This is a genomic window from Neobacillus drentensis NBRC 102427, assembly GCF_001591445.1.
GTDB lineage: Bacteria > Bacillota > Bacilli > Bacillales > Cytobacillaceae > Neobacillus > Neobacillus drentensis.
Genome location: NZ_BCUX01000045.1, coordinates 16040 through 40635, shown reverse-complemented (window position 1 = coordinate 40635; position 24596 = coordinate 16040). Strand labels below are relative to the sequence as shown.

18 protein-coding genes and 2 pseudogenes are annotated in these 24596 nt (G+C 37.8%); 9 read left to right on the top strand and 11 right to left on the bottom strand.

Going from position 1 to position 24596, the window contains the following annotated elements:
* Nucleotides 1-230: 230 nt before the first annotated feature.
* From BDR01S_RS18685 to BDR01S_RS18665, 5 genes are all read right to left on the bottom strand, one after another.
* Entirely contained in the window at nt 231-848 is a 618-nt protein-coding gene (locus BDR01S_RS18685; protein WP_066249013.1) for an NAD(P)-dependent oxidoreductase, read from the bottom strand.
* Between the two features lie 179 nt (nt 849-1027).
* Nucleotides 1028-1339 (bottom strand): heme oxygenase, encoded by a 312-nt coding sequence (locus tag BDR01S_RS18680; RefSeq protein WP_066249010.1) that lies wholly within the window; start codon nt 1337-1339, stop codon nt 1028-1030.
* A gap of 34 nt (nt 1340-1373) precedes the next feature.
* Nucleotides 1374-2093, bottom strand: coding sequence for an ABC transporter ATP-binding protein (locus BDR01S_RS18675; RefSeq protein WP_066249008.1), 720 nt, complete (start codon nt 2091-2093; stop codon nt 1374-1376).
* Nucleotides 2093-3214 carry an ABC transporter permease gene (locus BDR01S_RS18670; RefSeq protein ID WP_066249003.1) on the bottom strand — a complete coding sequence of 374 codons (1122 nt, stop codon included), beginning with the start codon at nt 3212-3214 and terminating at the stop codon, nt 2093-2095. The genes BDR01S_RS18675 and BDR01S_RS18670 overlap by 1 nt, the downstream gene beginning before the upstream one ends.
* Before the next feature lie 175 nt (nt 3215-3389).
* Nucleotides 3390-3908 carry a PadR family transcriptional regulator gene (locus BDR01S_RS18665; RefSeq protein ID WP_066249002.1) on the bottom strand — a complete coding sequence of 173 codons (519 nt, stop codon included), beginning with the start codon at nt 3906-3908 and terminating at the stop codon, nt 3390-3392.
* Nucleotides 3909-4091: 183 nt separating this feature from the next.
* Here BDR01S_RS18665 and BDR01S_RS18660 point away from each other — a divergent pair, with 183 nt between their 5' ends.
* From BDR01S_RS18660 to BDR01S_RS18625, 9 genes and pseudogenes are all read left to right on the top strand, one after another.
* Nucleotides 4092-5228 carry a glycerate kinase family protein gene (locus tag BDR01S_RS18660; protein WP_066248999.1) on the top strand — a complete coding sequence of 379 codons (1137 nt, stop codon included), beginning with the start codon at nt 4092-4094 and terminating at the stop codon, nt 5226-5228.
* A 416-nt stretch (nt 5229-5644) separates the two neighbouring features.
* Nucleotides 5645-7171, top strand: coding sequence for a glutamate/gamma-aminobutyrate family transporter YjeM (gene yjeM, locus BDR01S_RS18655; RefSeq protein WP_066248996.1), 1527 nt, complete (start codon nt 5645-5647; stop codon nt 7169-7171).
* A gap of 85 nt (nt 7172-7256) precedes the next feature.
* The gene (locus tag BDR01S_RS18650; protein WP_066248992.1) at nt 7257-9593 is read left to right on the top strand and encodes a helix-turn-helix domain-containing protein; all 2337 of its coding nucleotides are present in this window, start codon (nt 7257-7259) and stop codon (nt 9591-9593) included.
* Nucleotides 9594-9884: 291 nt separating this feature from the next.
* Nucleotides 9885-11312 (top strand): MFS transporter, encoded by a 1428-nt coding sequence (locus BDR01S_RS18645; protein ID WP_066248990.1) that lies wholly within the window; start codon nt 9885-9887, stop codon nt 11310-11312.
* A 69-nt stretch (nt 11313-11381) separates the two neighbouring features.
* On the top strand, nt 11382-12569 hold the full coding sequence (locus tag BDR01S_RS18640; RefSeq protein WP_066248986.1) for an amidohydrolase: 1188 nt from the start codon (nt 11382-11384) through the stop codon (nt 12567-12569).
* Between the two features lie 265 nt (nt 12570-12834).
* Complete coding sequence (locus BDR01S_RS26315) at nt 12835-13014, top strand: hypothetical protein (RefSeq protein WP_335582596.1); 180 nt, start codon at nt 12835-12837, stop codon at nt 13012-13014.
* A gap of 197 nt (nt 13015-13211) precedes the next feature.
* Nucleotides 13212-15128 (top strand): FUSC family protein, encoded by a 1917-nt coding sequence (locus tag BDR01S_RS18635; protein ID WP_066248985.1) that lies wholly within the window; start codon nt 13212-13214, stop codon nt 15126-15128.
* A gap of 41 nt (nt 15129-15169) precedes the next feature.
* Nucleotides 15170-15667, top strand: a pseudogene (locus tag BDR01S_RS18630) (M20/M25/M40 family metallo-hydrolase); the annotation flags it as partial.
* A gap of 194 nt (nt 15668-15861) precedes the next feature.
* Nucleotides 15862-17463, top strand: coding sequence for a glucose PTS transporter subunit IIA (locus BDR01S_RS18625; RefSeq protein WP_066248982.1), 1602 nt, complete (start codon nt 15862-15864; stop codon nt 17461-17463).
* A gap of 60 nt (nt 17464-17523) precedes the next feature.
* On the opposite strand, the gene BDR01S_RS18620 is transcribed toward BDR01S_RS18625, so the two are convergent.
* The 6 genes and pseudogenes from BDR01S_RS18620 to BDR01S_RS18595 all read right to left on the bottom strand — a co-directional run bounded on the left by BDR01S_RS18620 (nt 17524) and on the right by BDR01S_RS18595 (nt 24527).
* Nucleotides 17524-17916, bottom strand: coding sequence for an HIT family protein (locus BDR01S_RS18620; protein ID WP_235846612.1), 393 nt, complete (start codon nt 17914-17916; stop codon nt 17524-17526).
* A 146-nt stretch (nt 17917-18062) separates the two neighbouring features.
* Nucleotides 18063-19517, bottom strand: a complete 1455-nt coding sequence (locus tag BDR01S_RS18615) for a L,D-transpeptidase family protein (RefSeq protein WP_066248977.1) — start codon at nt 19515-19517, stop codon at nt 18063-18065.
* 313 nt (nt 19518-19830) lie between these two features.
* A complete protein-coding gene (locus tag BDR01S_RS18610) occupies nt 19831-20586 on the bottom strand; it encodes a LysM peptidoglycan-binding and 3D domain-containing protein (RefSeq protein ID WP_066248974.1) in 756 nt (251 codons plus the stop codon).
* A 256-nt stretch (nt 20587-20842) separates the two neighbouring features.
* A pseudogene (locus BDR01S_RS26755) lies at nt 20843-21130 on the bottom strand (3D domain-containing protein); the annotation flags it as partial.
* A 616-nt stretch (nt 21131-21746) separates the two neighbouring features.
* Nucleotides 21747-22664: an aldo/keto reductase gene (locus BDR01S_RS18600; RefSeq protein WP_066248969.1), complete on the bottom strand. Its 918-nt coding sequence runs from the start codon at nt 22662-22664 to the stop codon at nt 21747-21749.
* A 210-nt stretch (nt 22665-22874) separates the two neighbouring features.
* Nucleotides 22875-24527: a M20/M25/M40 family metallo-hydrolase gene (locus tag BDR01S_RS18595; protein ID WP_066248967.1), complete on the bottom strand. Its 1653-nt coding sequence runs from the start codon at nt 24525-24527 to the stop codon at nt 22875-22877.
* Between the last annotated feature and the right edge of the window lie 69 nt (nt 24528-24596).

Sequence of the window (24596 nt, the reverse complement as noted above, 5' to 3'; positions counted from 1 at the left end):
AACTAACCGGAAAATCTCCGCTTATTTTTCCTTCGCTGGTTACTTTAAGGACAGGACTTCTTATTTAAATGAAAGTGAGATGAACGGTTTCTAGAAGAGCACTATTCAGATTAAAGCATCGACGAATCACAAAAAAGGCTGAATTTAAAGTTGTTTATCTTAACAACTTTTGATTCAGCCTTTCTTTTTTATAGTCATTGAGGGATGCCACCACTAGTTGAAGCTTTACTTTATTTAGCAATACCGATAGATGAGTTTTCATATTGTTCATCGCTTAAAGCTTTCACAATAAAGTGTGCTACATCAGCGCGTGGAATCGTTCTTGATTTTTCAGGTACGCCTGCTTTTGATTCCCTGTACTTTCCTGTTAAGGCATCATTTGTTAATCCTAGCGGTCTAACGATCGTGAAATTCAATCCATGTGCTTCAATATAATCAACGGCATTGCGATGATCCGTCAGAGCATTTTTTAGCATTTTCATGACTATTTTCCCGCTAATGCCTGGAATTTCTTTGTTAATTCCCGCAGAAGCTGTGTAGACGATCCGTTTGACATTATGTGCCTGCATCCCAGCTACAATGTTTTTCGTCATCTCTTCAAGCTCCGTCGATTTTTTCATCCCTTGATTTGAGCCTAAACATGAGATGACTGCATCATGCCCTGCAATCGCTGCAGCGACTTCTTCTTTATTGAAGGCATCGCCCTGTATAATATGTAACTGCTCATGTGCCAATTCTATCTTTGCTGGAGTGCGTACAAATGCAGTTACCTCAAGCTCTTTTTCTAACGCTTGCTTCACGACATTTTGGCCCACGCCGCCAGTTGCACCAAATACAATAATTTTCATAACGCTCCTCCGTTCTTTTTTATTATCGGTATAACATCCTCAAGGGAAAATCCTCTTTCTGAATCAAGTAATGGCAGGTTTGCCAATCCATGCACTAAGAATGCTCGTTCTACATTTTCCCGGTTACTAACAGAACCCCTACTTTTAGCTAGTAGGGGTTCTGTTAGTAATTATGCATTTTATTCTAAAGTAGAAGCAACTTCATAAATAATGATTTCACTTCCCAAAATTGGGGATTCCTGTTCAGCGTTAGCTGGACCTTTATGGGCTTCTTTGAAAGCATCGCTATTTTTCCATTGGGTAAAATCTTCAATTGTGTTCCAATACATATTTACATTCAACTCATCATATTCTGAAAGATTTTTAGTAATTAATGCTTCGACTTTTACAAAACCCTCCATTGTCTGTAAGGCTCCTGGTCTTGTGAACATTGGAGCCATTTTTGCAGCAAAGCCTAATTTCATTTTAATTCTGTTTGTTACAATAATCATTGATTATTCCTCCTTAATTTTTATATGCAGAAGTTTATCCTTTAGAAGAGATTGCCTTCAACTTTTCATGACTGAAAGAATCATCATGTTTAAGTCTGCCATCTTCCATTCGATATACTTTATCGCAGTATTCCAGCATTCGTTCGTCATGGGTAACCATGATTGCTGCTTTGTTTCTTGATTTTGCTTCGTTGGCTATAAGTTGAACCACTTCATGAGCTCTTTTCGAATCAAGACTTGCTGTTGGCTCGTCTGCCAGAATAATTGATGGATTGTTCATAAAAGCACGAGCAATTGCCGTACGCTGTCGTTCGCCGCCAGATAACTGTTCAGGTAATTTTCCCAGTTTGGCTGCTAAACCGAGACTCTGTAATAATTCGTTTGCATATTCCTTATCCGCTTTTGCAAGTTTTCCTGCCATTCTTTTCACGACAAGTAGTTGTTCTAGAACATTTAAATAGGGGACAAGATTACTAGTTTGTAAGATAAATCCTATTTCCTCCAGCCGCAATTGCGCTAAATCCTTAGGTTTTAATTCATTAAGGTTCTTACCGTTAAGAATGACCTCACCTTTAGATGGATGGAGCAATGCTCCTGCAATAGCTAGGAATGTGCTTTTTCCTGAACCTGATGGGCCAATGACGGCAATAAACTCACCTTGTTCCACCGTTAGGGAGATTTCATCAAGGGCAAGAACTTGGTTTTCACCCTGTTGATACAGTTTTGAGACATTTTTAAATTGTATTCCTGACATTATTCCATCCTCCCAATCGCTTGAAGTGGGTCTATTTTTGTGATTTTTCGAACGGAAACCAATGAACTTAAAATCGAAATCACAAGTAATAATAGGGCATAAAGGACAACTAATTTAAGATCAAGTGAAAATGGCATTTCATCCGGAAGAATAAGGGCTGTCCCGTAGGTTAACAAGATTCCTACTACAATACTAATAAAGGATAGTAGAAATACTTGGGATACAATGGCTCTTCCAAGGAAACGATTGCTTGCGCCAATGGCCTTCAATATGCCAAATTGATTTGACTTTTGTAAGGTAAGTACGTAGAAGAATACACCCAGTACAAATGCCGAGATGGCCAATAGGAAAGCAAGCATCATCGTAATCGTGCCATTTTCTTCTTTATAACCAGGCATTCCTTGTATGGCTGCAGCCTTGGTTACGGTCTCAGTATTTTTGAAAAGCTGTTTTATTTTCGCTGAGTCGACATTTTCCCCTTTGAGCATAATCCCATTTACAGGTTTCTCAATTCCTTTATCAGAACCAGGTGCTGCAAATTGAATAGAGCGCCATTTATCCAGGGTAGTAAAAACAGCGGGTAAATGATTGTATGTTTCATTTTTAACAAACCCGACAATTTTCATTTTTTCTAATGATCCTTCAATCTTCAGAATATCACCAATCTTAAAGCCCTTTTTCTTTAAAGTATCATTAGCGATAACCTCCAAAGAATTTTTAGCTTGAAGTGGCTTTCCATCAATCACATTGGGTTCAAGAAAACTTCCAGGTGTTATTCCCAATATGGCAATATCTACTTTTTCCTTATCATCAGATTTAGAATTATTAAGTACCGTTCCCATGGTCGCACCCATTGCTGATGCAGCTGAAACATTCGTTTGATTTTCTAGTTTCTCAACCAATGATTCACTCAATAATGATCGACTCATAGAGGATCTTGATCCATCTTCAAAAGTCACATAATTGGCATCCATATTTTTAAATGTTGCCGCACTAAGAGTGGAAAGTCCGTTTCCTAACCCAGATAGAATGAATACCAGCCAGGCAATCAGGACTGTAATAACGCCAATCATCAGAAACCGTAATTTACCATGCTTTAACTCTTTTATAGCAAGAAACAATGTACGTCACTCCTTTAGTGTAACACGATTAGTCACGTGTGATTAATGTAAGCATACTAGTTTATTTCAGATTAGTCAATCGTGACTATATGATTAAAAAATGGAAATTTTTTATTGAGATTCAAATAAAAAAGGAACCCTCGGTCGGTTCCTTTGATTCATATGGATATAAAATTTAATCCGAATGAAGAAGAAGTTGAATGTTTTTTTTGAGAAAGGCAACTTCTGCTTCTAACATTGTAATTTTATGTTTGACTGCAAGATTAACACCAGTTCGTATTCCATGAACAGGAGTTTGATTAAATAGATCTATTAGCTTTTGGTTTTTCTTTAATCTTTCCTTTAAGGCCGGTATTGCTTGATCCATCGGAAGAAAATCAATAAACATTAACCCTATATCTCCTTGGTAATTAACACTTTCCGCAGAAGACAGATTATTCAATAGTAATTGATAAAAATAGTTTCGGCCGCTTTCATTTATAGAGTACACTTTTCGGGTGGGCCTGTTTCCTTCTTGTTCTAACTGAATATCTATATATCCCTTTTGATTTAGCTTATCGAGAGTAGCATAAGCAGTAGGCTTTTTCATATCTGTAACTGTACTTAAGTTTCTTTCAATAAATTCATTAATTTGATATCCGTGTTGACTTTGTCCCATGAGTAACCCAAGCAGAATTAGTGAGCGATGTTCCACTGAAATCCTCCTTTCTTTCATGCATTCTTTATATATTCTCTCGTAAATTTTATTTGTAGTCAATTGAGGGCTTACCAACAGAAGTACTACAACCATTATCAATTGTTTGAGGAGCATTATGAAACTAAAATGAAGGTGTAGTCATCTTCGGATTTATTTTAAAATAGGATGGAGTGTTTAGGGATGGGGAAAACATTTTTATTGGCACCTGATTCGTTTAAAGAAAGCATGACGGCAAAAGAAGTTTGCGAAGCGATGGAAATCGGTATAAAAAGAGCGATTCCCGATGCTGAATGCATTCATGTACCAATGGCAGATGGTGGTGAAGGGACTGTCCAGTCGCTAGTAGATGCAACAGAGGGCACATTGATAAAGAAAGAAGTTACCGGACCACTTGGCACACCGGTTATGGCACAATACGGAATTCTTGGAGGTGGCAAGACAGGTGTTATTGAAATGGCATCAGCCAGTGGAATTCATTATGTTACGAAAGAAACAAAAAATCCATTAATTACAACTACTTTTGGAACAGGGGAATTAATTAGGGATTGTTTAGAACGGGGAATAACAGACATCATTTTGGGTATTGGCGGGAGCGCTACGAATGATGGCGGTACCGGTATGGCAGCAGCACTGGGATATAAATTCCTGGATAAAGAAGGAAATGAGTTACCACTTGGCGGTGGATATTTAGGCGAACTCGATACAATCAATGTGTCCGAAGTTAATCCACAATTAAAGAAAATAAATATTTTGGTAGCATCAGATGTAACAAATCCATTGTGTGGTGAGCACGGGGCTTCAGCAGTTTTCGGTCCGCAAAAGGGAGCGACTCCTGAAATGGTTCAAATGTTGGATGAAAATTTGAGGCACTATAGCAAAGTTGTAAAGGAGCAGATTGGAGTCGACATGATCGATATACCTGGTGCAGGTGCTGCTGGTGGTTTAGGTGGAGGTTTGCTTGCGTTTACTAATGCCACTATGAAAAAGGGTATTGAAATTGTTATCGAGTATACAAATTTAAAAGAAAAGCTGCAAAATGTGGATTACTGCTTCACAGGAGAAGGTGGCATCGATTTCCAAACAAAATTTGGGAAGGCACCATACGGAGTTGCTCAGGCAGCCAAAAGTGTTAACAGCGACATTAAAGTAATTGCACTGGCAGGTTATGTTGGGCAGGATGTTGAAGCTTTATACGATGAAGGTTTTGACGCCATTTTTGGCATCGTCCCGGGAGCAGCAGATATTGATACCTTGCTAGTAAAAGGCAAGGAAAATGTAAGTCGCACATCTGAAAGCATTGCTCGTTTATTAAAATAAAAATAAAAAAAACACATCAGATACTAACAGGTTTACTTTAGAGGGGCAAACATTCTAAAAAACATAGGAAAACGCACTTGAATTCACAATCTAATTCACAGTTCGTTTTCAGTGATACTTAAAATAAGCGGAGTTTTTCCGGTTAAGCAAAGCAAAAATAACCATTTTCATGCTTTTTGAACCAATAGTCGGAATCCTTCCGTCTATTTAAGCTGTTTTCAGTGCTATTTTCTAATTAAGAGGAATTTCTCCGCTTATTTATCAAACACGTTTTAGCGCTCCTTAATAATCACTTGTCTAAATTATATGCATCGCTTATTTTATTTTCAATCTTATCCAGCCCTAAATATTTATATAGAAAAAGTTTAAGGTCATACTAAGGAAGGATTATGATGACAAATTAAGGGGAGAAAAATATGGCGTCAAACACAAAGATAACCAAAAATTTGACTTTAGTATCCCTTGTATTAATGATATTTACTTCTGTTTATGGATTTAACAATATTCCACGCTCATTTTATAAGATGGGTTATGCCGCTATTCCTTGGTACATATTTTCAGCGGTAACCTTCTTTGTCCCTTTTGCATTAATGGTAGCTGAATTTGGTTCTGCCTTTAAAGACGAAAAAGGTGGCATCTATTCATGGATGGAAAAATCCATCGGCTCAAAATTTGCATTTATAGGAACGTTCATGTGGTATTTTTCTTATATAACTTGGATGGTTAATGTGGCATCCGGTATGTGGGTTCCGGTGTCAAATGCGATCTTTGGAGAAGATACAACGCAAAACTGGACTTTATTTAATCTCCGAGGGCCTCAAGTTCTAGGCGTTTTAGGAATTATTTGGATTCTTGCAGTAACCTATACATCAACCAAGGGCCTGGATAAGATTAAGAAGGTAACTAATTTGGGTGGTTCTGCCGTCTTGTTATTGAATGTATTTCTTTGGGTTGGCGCAATCGCAGTTCTTATCGGTAATCAAGGACAATTGGCACAGCCGATTTCAGGGATAGATTCATTTACTCAAACACCCAATCCCATCTATGCAGGAGATATTATCGCTTCATTAGCATTTGTAGTCTATGCTCTATTCGCTTATGGTGGACTTGAAGCAGTAGGCGGGTTAGTGGATCAAACGGAAAATCCGGAAAAAACGTTTCCGAAGGGAATTCTTTTATCCGCAGCAATAATCTCTGTAGGCTATTCATTAGGAATCCTGTTAATTGGTGTATTCACAAATTGGGCAACTGTAATGGGGATTGAAAATGTTAACCTAGGAAATGCAAGTTATATTGTTATGGCCAATTTAGGCTATTCACTTGGAACAGCTTTTGGAGCTAGCCATGCTGCAGCTACGGCTCTGGGCTTTGGGGTTGCAAGATTTGTTGGACTTTCGATGTTCCTAGCACTGTCCGGTGCGTTCTTTACCTTGATGTTTGCACCGCTAAAGCAGCTAATTGAAGGAACACCTAAGGGATTGTGGCCTGGAAAAATCGGTGAAACAAAGAATGGAATGCCTATTAATGCTATGTGGATTCAAGCTGCGATTGTTTGTGTAATGATCGCACTGATCGCTTTTGGAGGAAGCACAATGGCTGCATTTTTTAACATATTGGTTTCGATGACTAACGTGGCTATGACGATACCCTATGTATTTATTGCACTTGCCTTCCCCTATTTTAAGAAAAAAGTGGAAATCAATAAGCCGTTTATCATATTTAAAACGCAAGCGAGTGCCAATTTTTGGTCATTAGTCGTCGTTCTAACCGTTGGACTTGCAAATTTCTTTAGTATCATGCAGCCAGCTTTAGAAGGAGATGTGCAAACAACCATTTGGAGCGTGGCCGGACCTGTTATTTTCTCGGTTATTGCTTGGCTAATGTATAGCAAATATGAAAAATTACATCAGCTAGGAAAGCAGAGAAAAAAACAAATAAGTTAGCAACAATTAATAGTGGATTTGGCTCTAATTCCTAATTCTGAGGAATTAGGGCTCTTTTTTTAAGTAGAAGTGAGGAGTGAGTGAAATGAACGATCCATTGTCAGATTTCCAAATATCATTTCAACATATTGATTTACTTGTTCCAAGGGTAAATAAAGGGATTCAATTTATCCTTGTCATAAGCGGTGAATTAAAAATAGAAACATCTAGTCGTTTTTATCATTTGGAAGAAAAGGATTTGCTGGTCATTAATCGTAATCAGCTTTACCAGGTTCAGGGGTGTGAAAATAATCGGGTAATGATTGTAACCATTTCGGATGCCTTCATGGATTATCATTACACAGACTATCGAAATAGGCGATTTGAATGCTATTCAAGAGAAATTGATTTGGGAAGAGAGGACATGATTCTTTCGATTCGTAAGCTGCTGGCAAATGTGATGATCAGTAATTATAGACAAGATGAAATCTATCGAATTGAGGTAAAAAGTTATCTCTGTCAAATGTTACTTATACTGATTCGTGGTTTTGAAGAAGAAGGCAGTGTCGTTGAGAAAATGGATACAGGCGATGAACGTTTATCACAAATCATTGACTATATGGAAAAAAACTATGACCAAATGATTACATTAGAGGGGATTGCTAAGAAATTTTTTCTTTCAACGGGGTATCTATCCCGCTATTTTAAACAGAAAATGGGATTGGGGTTTAGTCGTTTTTTAATGGATATCAGGCTTAAGCATAGTATGAAGGATTTGCTTTACACGTCTGATTCGATTTCGCAAATTGCCATGAATAATGGCTTTCCCAACGCCAAGTCCTTTTCAACTTTTTTTAAAGAAGTGTATGGAGTGACCCCTCATATTTATCGAGACAACCATTATATACAAAATGAAGATTCAGTTAAAAGCTACAGCAAAGAAGATGCTTCAAATTTTATTCGATCACCAGAAATTGTCGCAAAACTAAGCAGCATGATTTTAGAGGATCAAAAATCTTATTCCCATACAGAGACAAGATATGAAAAGCTGCCGTTAAATCTGTCCAAACCTGTGACAATGAAATTAAATTGTCCTAATCACATTCTTGAAATTGGAGAAATTATTGAATTATTAAAAGAAGATGTACGATCCCAAGTACTCGATGTGAAAAAGGATTTGCAGCTGAAATATATCGGAGTTCGTCATCTTATTAGCAATACAGCCATTCCTCCTGAGGTAGAGACAGATGAAGAGATTCCGACAACATCTCCATATTTTAATATTGATAGTGCATTGGAATTTATGAAGCGGCATGATTTATCTTTGTTTGCCCGGGCCGATTATATGGATATTTCAAGAAGTGAAGAACAATATTTTACAAAACTCACTCAATTTATCCGCCATTGTTTGCAACTTTATGGAGAATCGTTTATTAAGCAATGGCATGTAATGTTTTATGAGCCGTACTTTACTGGAGTCGAAGCAACAGAACTTCAGAGGGTGTATTTAAAACTTCACGAACGATTGAAATCGATTATCCCTTCCATTCAGGTAGGAGTGTATATGCCTTTTTCTTTCCGGAAAGAAAAGACAAGCGATAATCATGTATGGCAGCTAGAATATGGTGAGTCTATTGATTTTATTGGTTATAATGCGAACCAAAATGAAGTCATTGACTTTAAAGAAATGGCGAATACCACATTCGATTTAGCAAAGGATTATATTAAGGAAAAAACGGATAAGATGAAGCGGTATTTGAAAAGGAACAATATAGAAAAACCGCTTCATCTCGTATCATGGAACACGTTGTCTGGCAATACGCGGTATACGAACGGCACTTTTTTTCGAGGAGCATTAGTCTTGAAAAATGTTTTAGATATAGCCAATGACGTAAAAACAGTTTCGCTCTGGATCAATACCATTGTTCATGAAGACGAAGGAAAAGATTCGCGTTATCGGATGGATGGCGTCGAATTATTCCATTATTTAAACGGAAAACGACCTGCTTATTTTGCATTGATGTTTTTAAAACGCCTGCATGGCGAGATTGTTGAACATGGCAAGGATTACGTAATGACACAGAATGAACGGGGATATCAATTGATTCTGATGAATGTTACGATCATCAATCCTTATTTCTCCGTTGAAGAGACATTTCTTCAAAAACTCAATAAAGAAATTCACGTAACAATTTCTGGAATTCCGAAAGGGGAATATCAAATACGCAAGCATGTGTTTGATAAAGATCATGGAGCTTTGTATACAAAATGGTGGAACTTGAACAGTAAGCATGGCATGGATGCTGAAATTATTGATTATATTATCAATTCGAGCAGGCCCTCTTTAGAGATTTTTGATGAATCGATTGAAGAGGATTGGTCATTCTATTCCTATCTAACCAGTAATGCGATTCACTTTTTTGATATTCGAAAAACCTATTGATAATACCAATAGGGTCGGACCTTTTATTGGCTAGAAGGGTAAAAATCAACTGTCTTATTTTTACCTCAATATCTGGAAGGATAATTTATTTACACATTGTCCTATTGATTTGTATCAAAATTGACTCTCTTAACTATGCGTTAATTTTTATAATTATGGTATAGAAACAGAACAAAGGGTTCCTTAGTTTCATTAAGGCTAATCCATTTAGAATAAGGTCATCCGAGTAGGAGCAATCTAAACATAAAGATTGGTGTTAACAGGAACCTTTTAAAAATTAGGAGGCAAATCATGGAGACAAGTTATAAAGGTACAAATAAGATGATCACAGGAATTGTGTTTGGGGTTCTTACATTCTGGCTATTTGCACAAGCATTGCTAAATGTGGTTCCATCTGTTCAAAAAGATTTAGGCGTTTCACTTGGAACAGTGAACATTGCCATTAGTTTAACGTCCTTGTTCTCAGGATTGTTTATCGTTGCTTTTGGTGGACTTGCAGATATAGTTGGTCGTAAAAAAATGGCTAATATTGGTTTTGTTTTAAGTATCATTGGTTCACTTTGTCTAGTTTTCGCTAACGGAGCCGTATTGCTCATTATTGGGCGTATCTTAACAGGATTTTCGGGTGCAGCTATTATGCCATCAACCATCGCCTTAATGAAAGCTTATTTTGATGGGGCAGATCGCCAACGTGCTCTAAGTTTCTGGTCTATCGGTTCTTGGGGAGGAACAGGGATTGCCTCATTTTTAGGCGGTGCCATTGCCTCATCTTTGGGATGGAGATGGATTTTCATCATTTCTATCATCGTTGCCATTCTTGGTATGCTTCTATTGAGGGCTACACCAGAAAGTAAACAAGAATCTGAAGGTGGTTTTAAATTCGATTACACTGGTTTAGTCATTTTTATCATCACCATGTGTGCTCTGAATGTATTTATTAATTTCGGAAAGACTCTTGGATGGACAAGCATGACTTCCATTGTTCTTATCATTATCACAATCATAGGTTTGATTGTTTTCATAAAAGTTGAAAGTAGTAAAAAAATCGTACTGATTGACTTTGCTGTATTTAAAAATAAGGCATATACGGGTGCAACTATTTCCAATTTCTTGTTAAATGCAACTGCTGGTGCGATAGTTGTAGCTAATACGTATGTACAAGTAGGTCGTGGAATGAGTTCATTCCAAGCAGGTTTGTTATCACTAGGTTATCTAGTAGCTGTGCTTGTGATGATTCGTGTCGGAGAGAAAATTTTACAAAAAGTAGGCGCAAAATTACCAATGGTCTGGGGTACCATAATTACGACAATTGGTGTGGCATTGATGGGCTTAACTTTCTTACCAGGTGTTGGTTATATAATTTCTGAATTCATTGGATTTACACTATTTGGTCTCGGACTTGGATTTTATGCGACTCCATCAACGGATACATCTGTATCGAATGCTCCTGCTGACAAAGTAGGGCAAGCAGCTGGAGTTTATAAAATGGCAAGCTCACTTGGTGGTGCATTCGGCGTTGCAATTTCCGCAGCTACTTATGGTGCAATCGCAGCAAGTGGAAATCTTGAATCAGCCGGTGCAATTGGTATGGCCGTAAATGTTATATTTGGCATAATTGCAATACTATCTGTTATCTTTTTGGTGCCAGGAGATGCTGGTAAAACATCTACTGCTCCTAAAAAATCAAAGGTTAACAGCCATCGTCCTATTACAGAATAATTAGCAGTAGGAAATGTAAAACGCCACATTTAGTGGCGTTTTTAAAAGTAAGGAAAGGATGACAAAATGATGAAAAGTAAATTGATGGAAATGTTAGAATCTCGTAAGGATGAAATGATTGAAATTCGCAGACATCTACACGAAAATCCTGAGCTTTCTTTTAAAGAAGAAAAAACGGCTCAATATATTATAGATTTTTATAAAGGTAAAGATGTTGAAGTTCAATCGAATGTCGGTAATGGCTACGGCATTATCGTGACCATTAAAGGTGGAAAGCCTGGGAAAAAGATTGGTTTGCGCGCTGATTTTGATGCACTTCCAATTGTCGAAGAAACAGATTTACCATTTACATCAAAAAATGAAGGCGTTTTTCACGGGTGTGGGCATGATGGACATACAGCCTATTTGTTAGTCTTAGCGGATTGCCTCATTCAATTAAAAGATGAAATTCCAGGTACCATCAAAATTATTCACCAACATGCAGAAGAAGTTCCACCAGGTGGCGCAAAAAGCATCGTAGAATCTGGGGTGCTTGATGATTTAGATAATGTATTTGGTATTCATTTATTGCCAATGGGACCAGCTGGGGTTGTTGGTTACCACGCTGGATATTCATTTAACGGTAGAGCATACATGAAATTAAAAATTCAAGGTACAGGTGGACATGGTTCTTCACCACATCTAGCAAATGATGCCATTGTAGCTGGTGCTTATTTTGTTACTGCGGTTCAAACGATTATTAGCCGTCGTTTAAGTCCATTTGATATTGGTGTTATTACAATTGGGTCTTTTGATGGTAAAGGTACTTTCAATGTTATCAAAGATAGTGTAGAACTTGAAGGTGATATCCGTTATATGACTGTTGAAACAAAACAAAAAATTGAAACAGAAATGAGACGTATTGTAAAAGGAATCGAAGAAGAATTTGGTGTAACATGTGATCTAACTTACGAAAATGATTATCCACCACTTTATAACAACCCAGAATTAACAGAGAAAGTATCTCAATTCCTAAAGAATGCAAATGATCATGATATTACAAAAGTAGAAGAGTGGCCAGCTATGCCACCATCCGAAGACTTTGCTTATTATGCTGAAAAATTCCCTTCATGCTTCTTCTATATCGGTTGTACACCTAAGGGCGTGGAAAAACCTTATTTCAATCATAATCCTAAATTTGATATTGATGAGGATTCATTAATAGTTGCAGCAAAATCAGTAGGATATGTCGTTTGCGGTTATTATGAGTTAGATTAGGAAAAAAATAGAGTAATTTGTAAGTTGTGGTATAGATGACCACATGCTTCGGTGTATCACGATTAAGATTTTGACCTATGACAATAAATGGGGCCAATGAGTAAAGGAGGTGTCGCTTTGACATGGGACATTCCTAACATCATTGGTCCCATTCTTTCGCTATAAGTGGTGCCCTTATCGCAAAGGAAGAGGATTATGATATTAGGAATTTGGGCTTTAGGCTTTAGGGTTTACGACAGCATTCGGAGGCGGTCTTGTTCGTAATATATTAATTGGAATACCTATTGAAAACATTTGGAAGCAAGATTATTTATTTGAAATTGCCTTTTGGGCTATTACCATCATACTTATCATTAAAATGAGACTAAAAAGTGGCACGATTAACTGTTGCATTATCGGTAATGTTATTTATAGTGATATCTTTGAAATCCTTTTTATAAGTTAATTTTATAAACCCATCCATTAACAATCTTCTTGTTCGTATACTTCGTGGTTCTACTTTCGTATTTTTCATATTTATCCCTTTCTTTTCTTACATGAAACAATTTCAAATAAAATTATTTAAAAATGCTAGTCATGTCGAGTATATTTCAATTTTTTCCAGCAAATAGAAAACCATGTATAGAAAGAAGGAGACAACGAATGAAAAAAAATCTGATAAAAGGGGCTTTTACGATTAAAAAGGTACCCTTTCCTTGGGAGCGGGCAATTTGTGCGGGAATAAGTTCAGCTGTGCCTGTCCTCATTGGATTGTTATTTGGAAACTTCCAATATGGTCTGATTGCTGGAATAGGAGGCTTTTCTTATCTTTACGTATGGAATGAACCTTATCCGCAACGAGCTAAGAAGATATTTTTTGTCGCGCTCGGACTTGCTGTTTCTAATGGATTAGGAATCCTTACTGCTCCTTCACCATTTGTATTCGCCGTCATACTTGGTTTGATCGGAGCAGTCGGCACCTTTATTTTTGGTGCGTTAAAGATCCCCGGTCCTGCTTCTATATTTTTTGTTATCGTATTCGCCATGACTTCGGCATCACATGTTGATCCAACGCTCGTTCCATTGCGTGCCGGTCTTGTTTTTCTAGGAGGGGCTTTTGCATGGCTGGTAGCAATGGCAGGCTGGTTCCTCCATCCTCATGGTCCTGAGATAAAGTCTGTCAAAAGGATTTATTTAGAATTAGCAGCACTCATTGATTCTGTTGGAACGGAACAGTTTAACGATGCAAGAGAGAAAACCGTTTTAGCGTTAAATGACGCAAATTCAACCCTTTTAGCAGGATATGTGTCTTGGAAAAGTTCAACGATTTTTAAACAGTTGTATTTATTAAAAGAACAAGCGAATTCAATTTTGTTAGATATTCTTGAAATGGCTGCTGAAGGCAGAACGAACCTGCCGCCCGCAGTAGGAGAAACGGTTCAAGCACTGGCCCATTCACTTGATCGAAAGAAAAGTGAACCTATGAAAATTCTTCAACCAAAAGAGACTGATCAAGCCGTGGATCGATTATTTTCAAAAATCTATGACGCTGATGCCATCATGAATGAACCGATTTCTAGGATCAATCAAGACTTAAAAATAACAAAACCTACTTTAATCAGTATTTTTTTAGATGCATTTGATAAAAATTCCATTGTTTTTCTTTCTTCATTAAAGTATGGAATTGTCCTGATGATTGCTGCGATGATTGCCTTCGGATTTAATTTCAACCGGTCCTATTGGATTCCGGTATCCTGTGGCGCTGTGATGCTGGGATCGACCATCATAGCTACCTTCCATCGAGCAATCCAAAGAGCAATTGGAACGATCGTTGGCATAATAATTGCGTCCATCATACTTTCCATTCAACCAGCTGGCATTTGGGTCGCTTTATTCATCCTATTTTTAGGAGGGATTACAGAGCTTTTTATGGTACGAAATTATGCCTTTGCCGTTATGTTTATCACACCAAACTCTTTGATGATGGCTGAAAGTACAACTCAGATACATAATCTATCTTATTTTGCTACAGCGAGAATTACCGATATCCTCATAGGGGCCATTATTGGTCTTATTGGAGTTTTGTTGGTAGGAAGGCGATCTGCTTCAAGCAGGCTCCCCCATTTAATCGCAAAAACGATTCGAAGTCAGTCCCAACTATTTTTCAAGTTGCATTCTGAACAAAAAAATGGCTCTAGTTATGATGGGAGCAGAGAGCGAAACAAAATGCGAACGAATTTGATTAACTTGAGGACGGTATACACGACTGCATTAGGAGAAATTCCTAACCATAAAAAAAAGTTAGAATACCTTTCTCCAGCCATCTTTTCAATGGAACAGTTGGAATATTTACTTGAGTTAAGCTCGAAAGACTCAAACCGTCCTGTCTTATCAGATGAAATCCTTGCTCAATTTCTTTTAGTGTTTGAAACAATGGCAAAATCGGTGGAACAGCATGATTTGGTAACGAAGAAAAAGGTCCCAGAGATAGAAGGTTATTCTAAATTACAAAAAGAAATTATTTCCTTACAAGAAGCACTTAAACTGGTGCGAGATCAGGTTAATGTTGCCTTAAAGTAATGAGATGGATCCTATAGTGTTTCATCATTTATATTTATGGTTTCGATGTAGGTGTTATCACCATTGGATCTTTTGATGGAAAAGGGACATTCAACGTAATCAAGGATAGCGTTGAGCTTGAAGGTGATATCCGTTATATGACGATTGAAACAAAAGAAACGATTGAAAAAGAAGTAAAACGGATTACAAAGGGTATTGAAGAAGAATTTGGCGTAACCTGTGAGCTTACCTATACTCCAGATTACCCGCCTTTATACAACGACCCTGAGCTTACGGCAAGCGTTGCGGAAAGCTTGCGAAGCATGAATGATAAAGATATTAAAGAAGTGAAAGAATTTCCGGCGATGCCTCCTTCCGAAGACTTTGCTTACTATGCTGAAAAATTCCCTGCCTGCTTCTTTTACATTGCATGTACACCAAAAGGAGTAGAAAAACCTTACTTCAATCATCATCCAAAATTTGATATTGATGAAGATGCACTCATTGTAGCCGCTAAAGCTGTTGGACAGGTTGTTTGCAGCTATTATCAATTAGACTAAAACTAATAGGTCTATGCCTGTCAGCACAAAATTTGAGCCTATCCTTTGGTATAAAGGGAGGCTCTTTTTTCATTTTCCACAGTGAAAGAAATTTTTAAAATATAGTGATTAGAAAATGGAAAGCATAAGAAAGAGTGCTTACATATAGAAATTGTTTTATCTAATGGAAATTTGCTAACAAGGAGAACATGTGAATGACAACGACTACTATTTCAAACGATGTCCCTAAAGAAAAAAAGGAAACGGTTATGAATAGGATCTTAGGAGTGGTTAGCGGCGGTTTTGCGCCTATTTTGGGAGTCCTTGCCGGATCCGGATTAATTTCAGCTTTATTAGCGATTTTAGTAACCTTAGGCTGGTTATCTGCTAAAAGCGGGACCTATGCTATTCTTTCTGCAGCCGGACATGCTATTTTTTACTTCTTCCCCGTTTTTCTCGGAATTACATTGGCCTCAAAGCTCGGAGCCAACGGCTTTGTTGGCGGTGCTATTGGTGCTGCGCTTTTGGAACCACATTATACAGAATTAGTTGCATCAAAAGCTCAAAATGTAGATTTTTTAGGAATTCCTGTTATATTAGCGAATTATTCATCAACCGTTTTTCCCATCTTAATTGCTGTTTCCATTTATTCCATCTTAGACAAGTTTTTGAAAAAAGTGATCTATAAAGACCTACAAATGTTTGTGAATCCACTCATTTCATTAATTATTATCGTCCCTTTGACCGTGCTTGTTTTTGGTCCTTTCGGTACTTATGTCGGAGGGGCTTTAGCAGTGGTAATCAAATTTTTAAGTTCACAAAGCGGAATGCTTACAGGAGCTGTGATGGGAGCGGCATGGTCATTCCTGACAATATTAGGACTCCACTGGGCTATTATTCCAATATTCATTGCAAATCTTGCGACGGGCGGTGATCCGCTTAGCCCAATGATTGCCGCAGCACCTTTTGCTCAAATTGGTATGGGCCTTGGGGTATTTTTTAAAACAAGAGATAAGGACTTGAAGACACTTGCTGGCTCTGGGCTTGTTCCCAGTGCCTTAGCAGGGACAACAGAAATCATCACTTACGGTATCCTCGTACGGTACAAACGAACGATGGTGATTGTTGCCCTAGCTGGAGCCATTGGCGGTGCGATTAATGGGGCACTGGGGGTGAAAGGGACTGCATTTGCTCTCCCAAGTTTCTTGTCTATTCCTGTATTTGTACCAATTGGATTCTATTTAATTGGTACGTTAACATCTTTAGTTATCGCATTGGTGCTGACACTTTTAGTTGGGTATGAAGGGAAAAGTGATATAGAGCTTGCCAAAACCGTGAAGGAATTTGGACTAGCGAATGTAACGAGAGAAACGATTCTAAGTCCGTTAAGCGGGGAAATTGTTCCATTAAGTGAAATTAGTGATCCTCTTTTTTCAACAGAAATGGTCGGTAAAGGAATTGCAATTGAACCCACAAAGGGCGAAGTGATTTCACCCGTTAACGGAACGGTTACCACTCTTTTTCCAACTGAACATGCCATTGGCATTACATCCGAGGATGGAGCTGAAATCTTAATTTGTATTGGGGTAGATACCATTAATCTAAAAGGGGAATTTTTCACATCTAAAGTAAAACAATGGGATACAGTAGCGAAGGGCGATTTACTGATTCAATTTGAAATTGATAAAATTAAAGCTAAAGGCTTTGACGTAAAAACTCCTGTAGTGATTACGAATACTAATCAATATTTAGATGTGGTCCCAGCTAAGGATGGGAAAGTTCAAGCAAATGATGAGTTAATCAGGCTGCTTGTCTAATAAATGTAAAAAGAGCATTCCCCTTCTCGGAAATGCTCTTTTTCCTATAAAAATTCAGTGTTACAGTGCTCTTTTTATTGTCTCGATCATGTTATTATATTCTTCATCTGTTAAGTAGGTTTTTCCTGGGTTCATCTCGAAAGTGGAGCCCCAATTCTCTTTTCCTTCGTACTTAGGCACAATATGCATATGGAGATGATGTAAGGTATCACCATATGCACCATAATTAATTTTATTTGGTTGGAAAGCCTTATCGACCGCGGCAGCTACCTTTTTTACATCGTTCATAAATGCCGCTAATTCATCAGGATTGAGTTGGAATAGTTCCTTGACATGATCCTTATAAACTACATTACATCGGCCAGTATAAGTCTGTTCTTTGAAAAGAAAGACTGTTGAAACCTCCAACTGACATATTTCAATCATTAGATTGTCACGTCGTTCATCTTTCATGCAATACATACAATCTTTATTTAGTTCCATCTTTTTTCTGCCTCACTTATTTATGAATTTTGAACCTATCCTTATCTTACCTCAGTTTTGATTAAAATAAAAAAAGTCAGGAAATCCTTGTCGATTTCCTGACTCTAATCGTTTGTTTAATAGACAACGACCGGGTCGTAGGTGCTTAGTGTATTATAAACAGTTCCCATAACACTAGGCGGTGTATTGACGCAGCCATGTGATCCTGCATTAAGATAGGCATTACTAGACCAGTTTGACCGAAAGCCTGCATCGTGAAATCCTTGTCCGTCATTTGTAAATGGTGCCCAATAATTAACCTTTACTTGATAACTAGGTTTTCCTCCGAGTTCTCTGCCCGTTAGTATGGAAGGTGATCGTTTGTAGAGGATATACCACACTCCTTTGGAGGTATCATGACCGGTGCTGTGTTTACCGGTCACGACATTCGTTGTGACGACCATTTTCCCATTTTTATAAATCCAAATACGCTGCTGTGCAATCGAAACTTCGGCATATGTACCACCGATACCTCCGTTTGAGGTCGTTTCAAAACCATAGCCTTCACCACTCCAGCCATGTCCGGTTGTATGAGAAGCAGAAATAGAGTTCTCTCCTTTTTCAAAAGCGGACTTAACTTGTTTTGCTTCTTTGTCGACATCTAATGCCCAGCCATAGCCTTTTCCTTTAACTGTGACGACTGAACCTGAATGGGTCTTAAACTTAAAGTTTTTATCCAATGTGGATTGTGAACTATTAATATCAGCAATTTTCGCATTTATATCGCTAGGGTCAATCTTGACCTTTAAGTCTTTTGTCACCGAAGCATTTTTGATTAATTCACTGCCCTTTAAAGAATAAACTTGATCCTGGACCTTATACTCAACGGTTTGCAAAAGGAGTTCTTCTAGCTTTTTCTGTTCATTTTTCACAATCGTACTGTCTTCTTTGATCGGCTGGATGTATACAGGGTTCAAACGGATTTCACTCGTATATCCTTGCTTATCGTAGTCCTTTAATAGACTGGCAATATCAAGCTTCTGCCCATCATTACTTTTTGAGACGACAACTTTCCCTTGTTCCAAACTGGCCTTCGCATCTATAGGCGCCGTTAAACTCTCATTCATTGATACCAGCTTTTCTTCAACTTGTTTTTTCATCTCTTCACTGCGATACGGATCGGGTTGGCTAGGCATTAATGAAAATTCCTTCGCCTTTGAAGAAGGAAAATACGTTCGCTGGTTTTTTAATAATTTTTTGACACCAGTCAGATCTTTATTCGTAAAGCCCATCTTCGTATCATTTCCATCAATAATTTGTTTGTCTTCCACATAGACTTCGTTTTTTAACACGGTGGTTTTTAATTTTTTCAGTGCCTGATCGGCAGTCAGTCCACCAACGTTTGTGTCATTAATTTTGATATGAGCATTAAAGTAGTTTGCTTGATAATAGCTGATTGCTGCAATAATAACTGCAATAATGATGATGATACCGATCGTAATAAACTTCCATTTTGAGGATCGTTTGTACGATTTCGATCGTTGTTTATCAATTCCTTCGACCGATTCATTCACAGCATTTTCCATTAACATTCCCTCCGATATCTAAAAACCCAGCTTTTGCTGTCTTTCGACTTAAAGCTTATGGTTTTACATCCAAAACATCAAGTATATAGTATTATATTATACTTTAATTTTAATACTATTATACTAGATTTAATAGTGTGAACTTTGTCACATTTTGTCTATCGGTGAAATTTCTTTTGTGCTGTTGTATTATATAATTTCAACTTTTTTCCTTGGAATTAAATGAGTCCACAAAAAAACACTGCAACCCCTTTGTCAAAAAAGGTTTTGCAGTGCTTTTTACATCATTAAGGTGATTTGAATCAATGGGTTTGTCTTCTTAGTTTAAAATGGTGACTTTTAATTTTTTTACGCCAAAATTGATTGCATCTTGTTCAGAAGGGATAAAGATATCGATCCGATTTCCTTTAATCGCTCCGCCTATATCTGCGGCGATTGCTTCACCAAAGCCTTCTACATGAACTTTACTGCCAAGCGGGATTACAGATGGGTCAACGGCGATGACCTTTTTATTTGGATTTGCTTTAAGGTTTATTCCGGTTTTGGTAATGCCAGAACATCCCTCACAGGAAGCCGTATAGGCTGTAGCTTTCACTGTTATTTCTTTTGGCCCTGCTGTATTACTAGCTGCGGCAGCTTTTACCACAGGTTTACTGTTATTTGATGTTTGTGTGGCAGATTTCATTGGTTTTTCTGATACGGCTTTAGTAGTACTATATAAACCTTCATAGATTAATAGACTTAATCCTGGATGGATGAGATCGGAATTTAACTTGTTCCATTCTTTAATTTGCGAAGTAGTTACGGAATACGCCTCGGCAATGTCCCATAAAGTGTCACCTTTTTTAACTCTATAATGTTTTTCAGGTGCAATCGTAAGCACGTCCCCAGGATGAATTAGGTCGGTAGTAAGATGATTTATCTTTTGGATATTCTCTAGTGATGTATCGTTTTCGCGTGATAATTCCCAAAGGGTATCCCCTTTTTGTACAGTAATATTTGCAGCTTGTACATTAGCACTTACAGTTCCTGAGAGTACAGCAACTGCTATAATCATAATCATTTTCTTAAGCATTCATTTACCCTCCATGTTCTTTGGTTGCTAAGTTTTTATCATCGTAACATAGAATTTTCTGAAACAAAGAACAGGGAGATGTTAAATCGTTTACGACCATGGCATTTATATTGCAATAATATTTCTAAAATAAATTAATAATCAGAAAATAGTATCGTTTATATCTATATAAAAAACACTGCAACCCCTTTGTACATAAAGGTTTTGCAGTGTTTTTTATGCTATGAAGATAATTCGAATCAGCTGGTTTGTCATCTTAGTTTAAAATGGTGACTTTTAATTTTTTTACGCCAAATTCAAGTGCATCTCGTTCAGATGGAATAAAGATATCGATTCGCTTTCCTTTAATCGCTCCGCCAGTATCAGCGGCGATTGCTTCACCAAAGCCTTCTACATAGACTTTACTGCCGAGCGGTATAACAGATGGGTCAACAGCAATGACCTTTTTTTCTGGGTTATCTTTAATATTAATGCCAGTTTTAGTTATTCCTGAGCATCCTTCGCATGAAGCTGTATAGGCAGTAGCTTTCACCGTAATTTCTTTTGTCTCTTTTACTTTTTTTGTTTCTTTTGACCTAGTGCTGCTCGTTAATTTGATTGGAGATGCACTTTTCTTTTTTGCATGGGCAATAATCGGCTTGGCGGAAACCGGAAATGGTTCTGAAACAACAGGTGCTGCGGGATTTACAGGAATATCTGTTTCAAGCGTATCTCCATTCTTTTGGATTTTTTCTAAGGTTAGATTATATTGATCCCAACGGGTATCTTCTTGTTTATTAGTAATCGTTGCAGCTTGTACATTAGCACTCACAGACCCTGAGAGTACAGCAACTGCTATCAATGCTTTTATTTTTTTTAGCATGTTTTACCCTCCCTGTTTTTTGTCAGCTAATTTAACCTAATGCTAACATGGATTTTTCACTAACAAATAACAGGCGTATGTTAAAACCTTTACAGCTGTGGCAATTATATTGCAATAGTATTTCTGTATTCATCTAATAATCTGAAAATAGGGATTTTCCAATACATTTCAATGTGAAAAGCCCAGTAGTGATACCTACTGAGCCTAATTTCTATTTATTACATTCATGTTACAAAGTTTGTATTGGTTCTTTTAGTATTACTGATATTTACCATTAATACCAATAGTTTTTGCACGCTTACGGAAGGATATTGCCTGCGGCACGGTAGATTTGATACCATTCTTCACGAGATAGATGAAGCTCGCTTGCTTTCACACAGTCCATTAACCGGTCAATATTCATCGTTCCAATCACTGGCTGCATGTTCGCGGGGTGACGTAAAAGCCACGCGATTGCAATGGTCGTATTGCTCACTTCATATTTGGCGGCAATTTCATCAATTTGCTGATTCAATTCTGGAAATTTCTCGTTTCCAAGGAAGACACCTTCAAAGAAGCCATACTGGAATGGAGACCAAGGTTGTATGGTCATATCATTCAGCCGGCAATAATCAAGGACGCTGCCATCGCGATTTACTGCTGAACCATTATCCATGTTCACATTAATTCCATTCGAAATCATATTGGCGTTGGTGATACTTAATTGCAATTGATTCGCGACGAGTGGCTGCTTCACAAATTTCTTGAGCAATTGAATCTGCATCGGATTCTGATTCGAAACGCCAAAATGCCGTACTTTCCCCGAGTTTTCCAGGATATCAAAGGCCTCTGCGACTTCTTCAGGTTCGACCAGCGCATCGGGACGGTGCAGAAGAAGGACATCAAGATATTCAGTGTTTAGGCGCTTCAAGATGCCATCAACCGATTCTAAAATATATTCTTTCGAAAAATCAAACATGCCTTTACGAATACCGCATTTGGATTGCAAGAAGATTTTTTCACGAATTTCCGCGTTCATATCGATCGCATCCGCAAAAATTTCCTCACACGTTCCACCGCCATAAATATCCGCATGGTCGAAGAAGTTAGCGCCTGCTTCTAAAGCCGTTTGTACAAAGTGCTCCGCCTCAGGTTTCTCAAGTGAGTTAATCCGCATGCAGCCAATCGCAACAGCCGGCACCTCTAGTGAACTGCTCCCTAATTTAATTGTTCTCATCGTTTGTTTCCTCCAATTTGTAAAACTTGGCGATTGATGTCGATATGTAGATGGATGGTTCTGACTTTTTTGAAGTCATCATCACCATGTGAAACATTTAAACATTTTCTTACTTATTTTTACACAAGAGGTTATTAACTAGCAATATTATTTTTTTGTCTAATAAGAAACTGCCAAAAAGCCTGTAGACGGGGTCTACAAGCTTTTAGTTTAGTGATTCAAAAGCTTCTGAATCACAAGATTTGTTAAGTTTGGAACCACTTCTAGTGAGTAGGTCATTTCCATTCGTTCAAGTTTTTTGTGAGCATCTAAACCATAAGGACCGATATTGATTACTGGGACATTGATATCGCGAATGTCTTGATAGTCCACAAAAAGTTTGGTACCCCAGCTCGGGTTATTGTTGGTTTCAGCATTAATGCCGGCTTCATCATCACTTAGAGCAACAAAACTCATATCAGAGATATAAGGGAAAAAGTTTCGTGTCACAATTGGATGCTGATAATGTGGTTGGATTTCTTCCACTGCTTCATCCAATGCTGTAATTAAAGCAAGCTCGTCCGGTGTTTTCCCTGTCAACTCAATTCGTGGGGAGTAAAGGGATGAGTAAAACAGAATAATCGCCGGATTTTTATCCTTCATCCATTTCCAGGCTGCCTCTACGACTCTTGCCGCAAACATGCGCGTATCTAAAGAGGTATTTGTTGAAAGCTTTTCTTTAAACTCATTCATATGAGTGGTGAAAATATCACCATTCTCTTCTTGTAATAATTGCTCCATTTCTTCATACGTAAAGACGCGCGGTTTCCATGCAGGCTGCATAAAAGGCTCCCCGCTCATTGCACTATACTGCTTGTACCTTTCTTCAAACGATGTTAAGGCATTATTAAAGGCAATATAGGCTTGCTCCTTTAATTTATCAAGCACGTCCTTCGGTGACCAAGAATGAATAAAGAAATTGTAATAAACATAGGCAGACAATGCTGTCTGAACCGTATAAGACGGTTTTAAATCCGTTTGTTTTAACGAAACAGGCGGCACGGTCGTCTCACCAAAAGCTTCGTTACAAAGCTCTGGATTATAATTAATTTGTCTGGTCAGTTCCGCAGCAATAAAGTTTGGGTCTAACCCTTCAAAAGCTGAGCCCACATGTGTTTCTGCACCTGTAATAAAGAAAGATGGCAGCAGCTTTCCGACTGTCCCTTTGTAAATATAGCGATTTTCGTCGCCTTCATATCTTGGTGAAACGAAATCCGCATTAATCGCTGCTACATAGTCAAAACCATGTTCTTTCTTCCAGCGTTTCAATGTTTTCAAAGCTGAAAGAACACCATGTGAACTATCCTCCTCATCACATTCTGATAAGAGGACAATGTTTCCGTCTAATTCTTCAGGATGCAGAGAATAATAGTTTAAGAGATATAAATTGCTGGCAACCCCGCTTTTCATATCAAGGACGCCGCGCCCAAATAACCAATCGCCTGAATCTAAATGTTCCTTAGCAGAAGCGGGCAGCTGTTCACTTTTGAGTGATTCCATCAGTTTCTCCGGGAAGCATGCCTTGTCCTTTAGTTGATTAAAATCATCAATTCCAACCGTGTCAATATGGCCCATCAAAATCACTGTGCGGTTGCTGTTTCCCTTTGTTCCTTTAACAAAAGCAAGAACATTATAACGTTCTTGATCATCGTTAAGCGTTTGCTCTAAAACAAGTTGGCTAGGGTTTTCTGAAAAATAAGGTAAAGAGGAAATCATATTAAATAAAGACTGAGCAATGAGTTTTTCACCCTTTGTGTTAACGACACTTTCGATATTAACAAGCTGTTTCGTGAAAGTCAGCACATCCTCACGACATTGCAACATAAGCTTGGCCCCTTTTTTCTAATAAATTGGTATTTTAAAAAAATGTATCTCAAGATATAAATGCCGTCA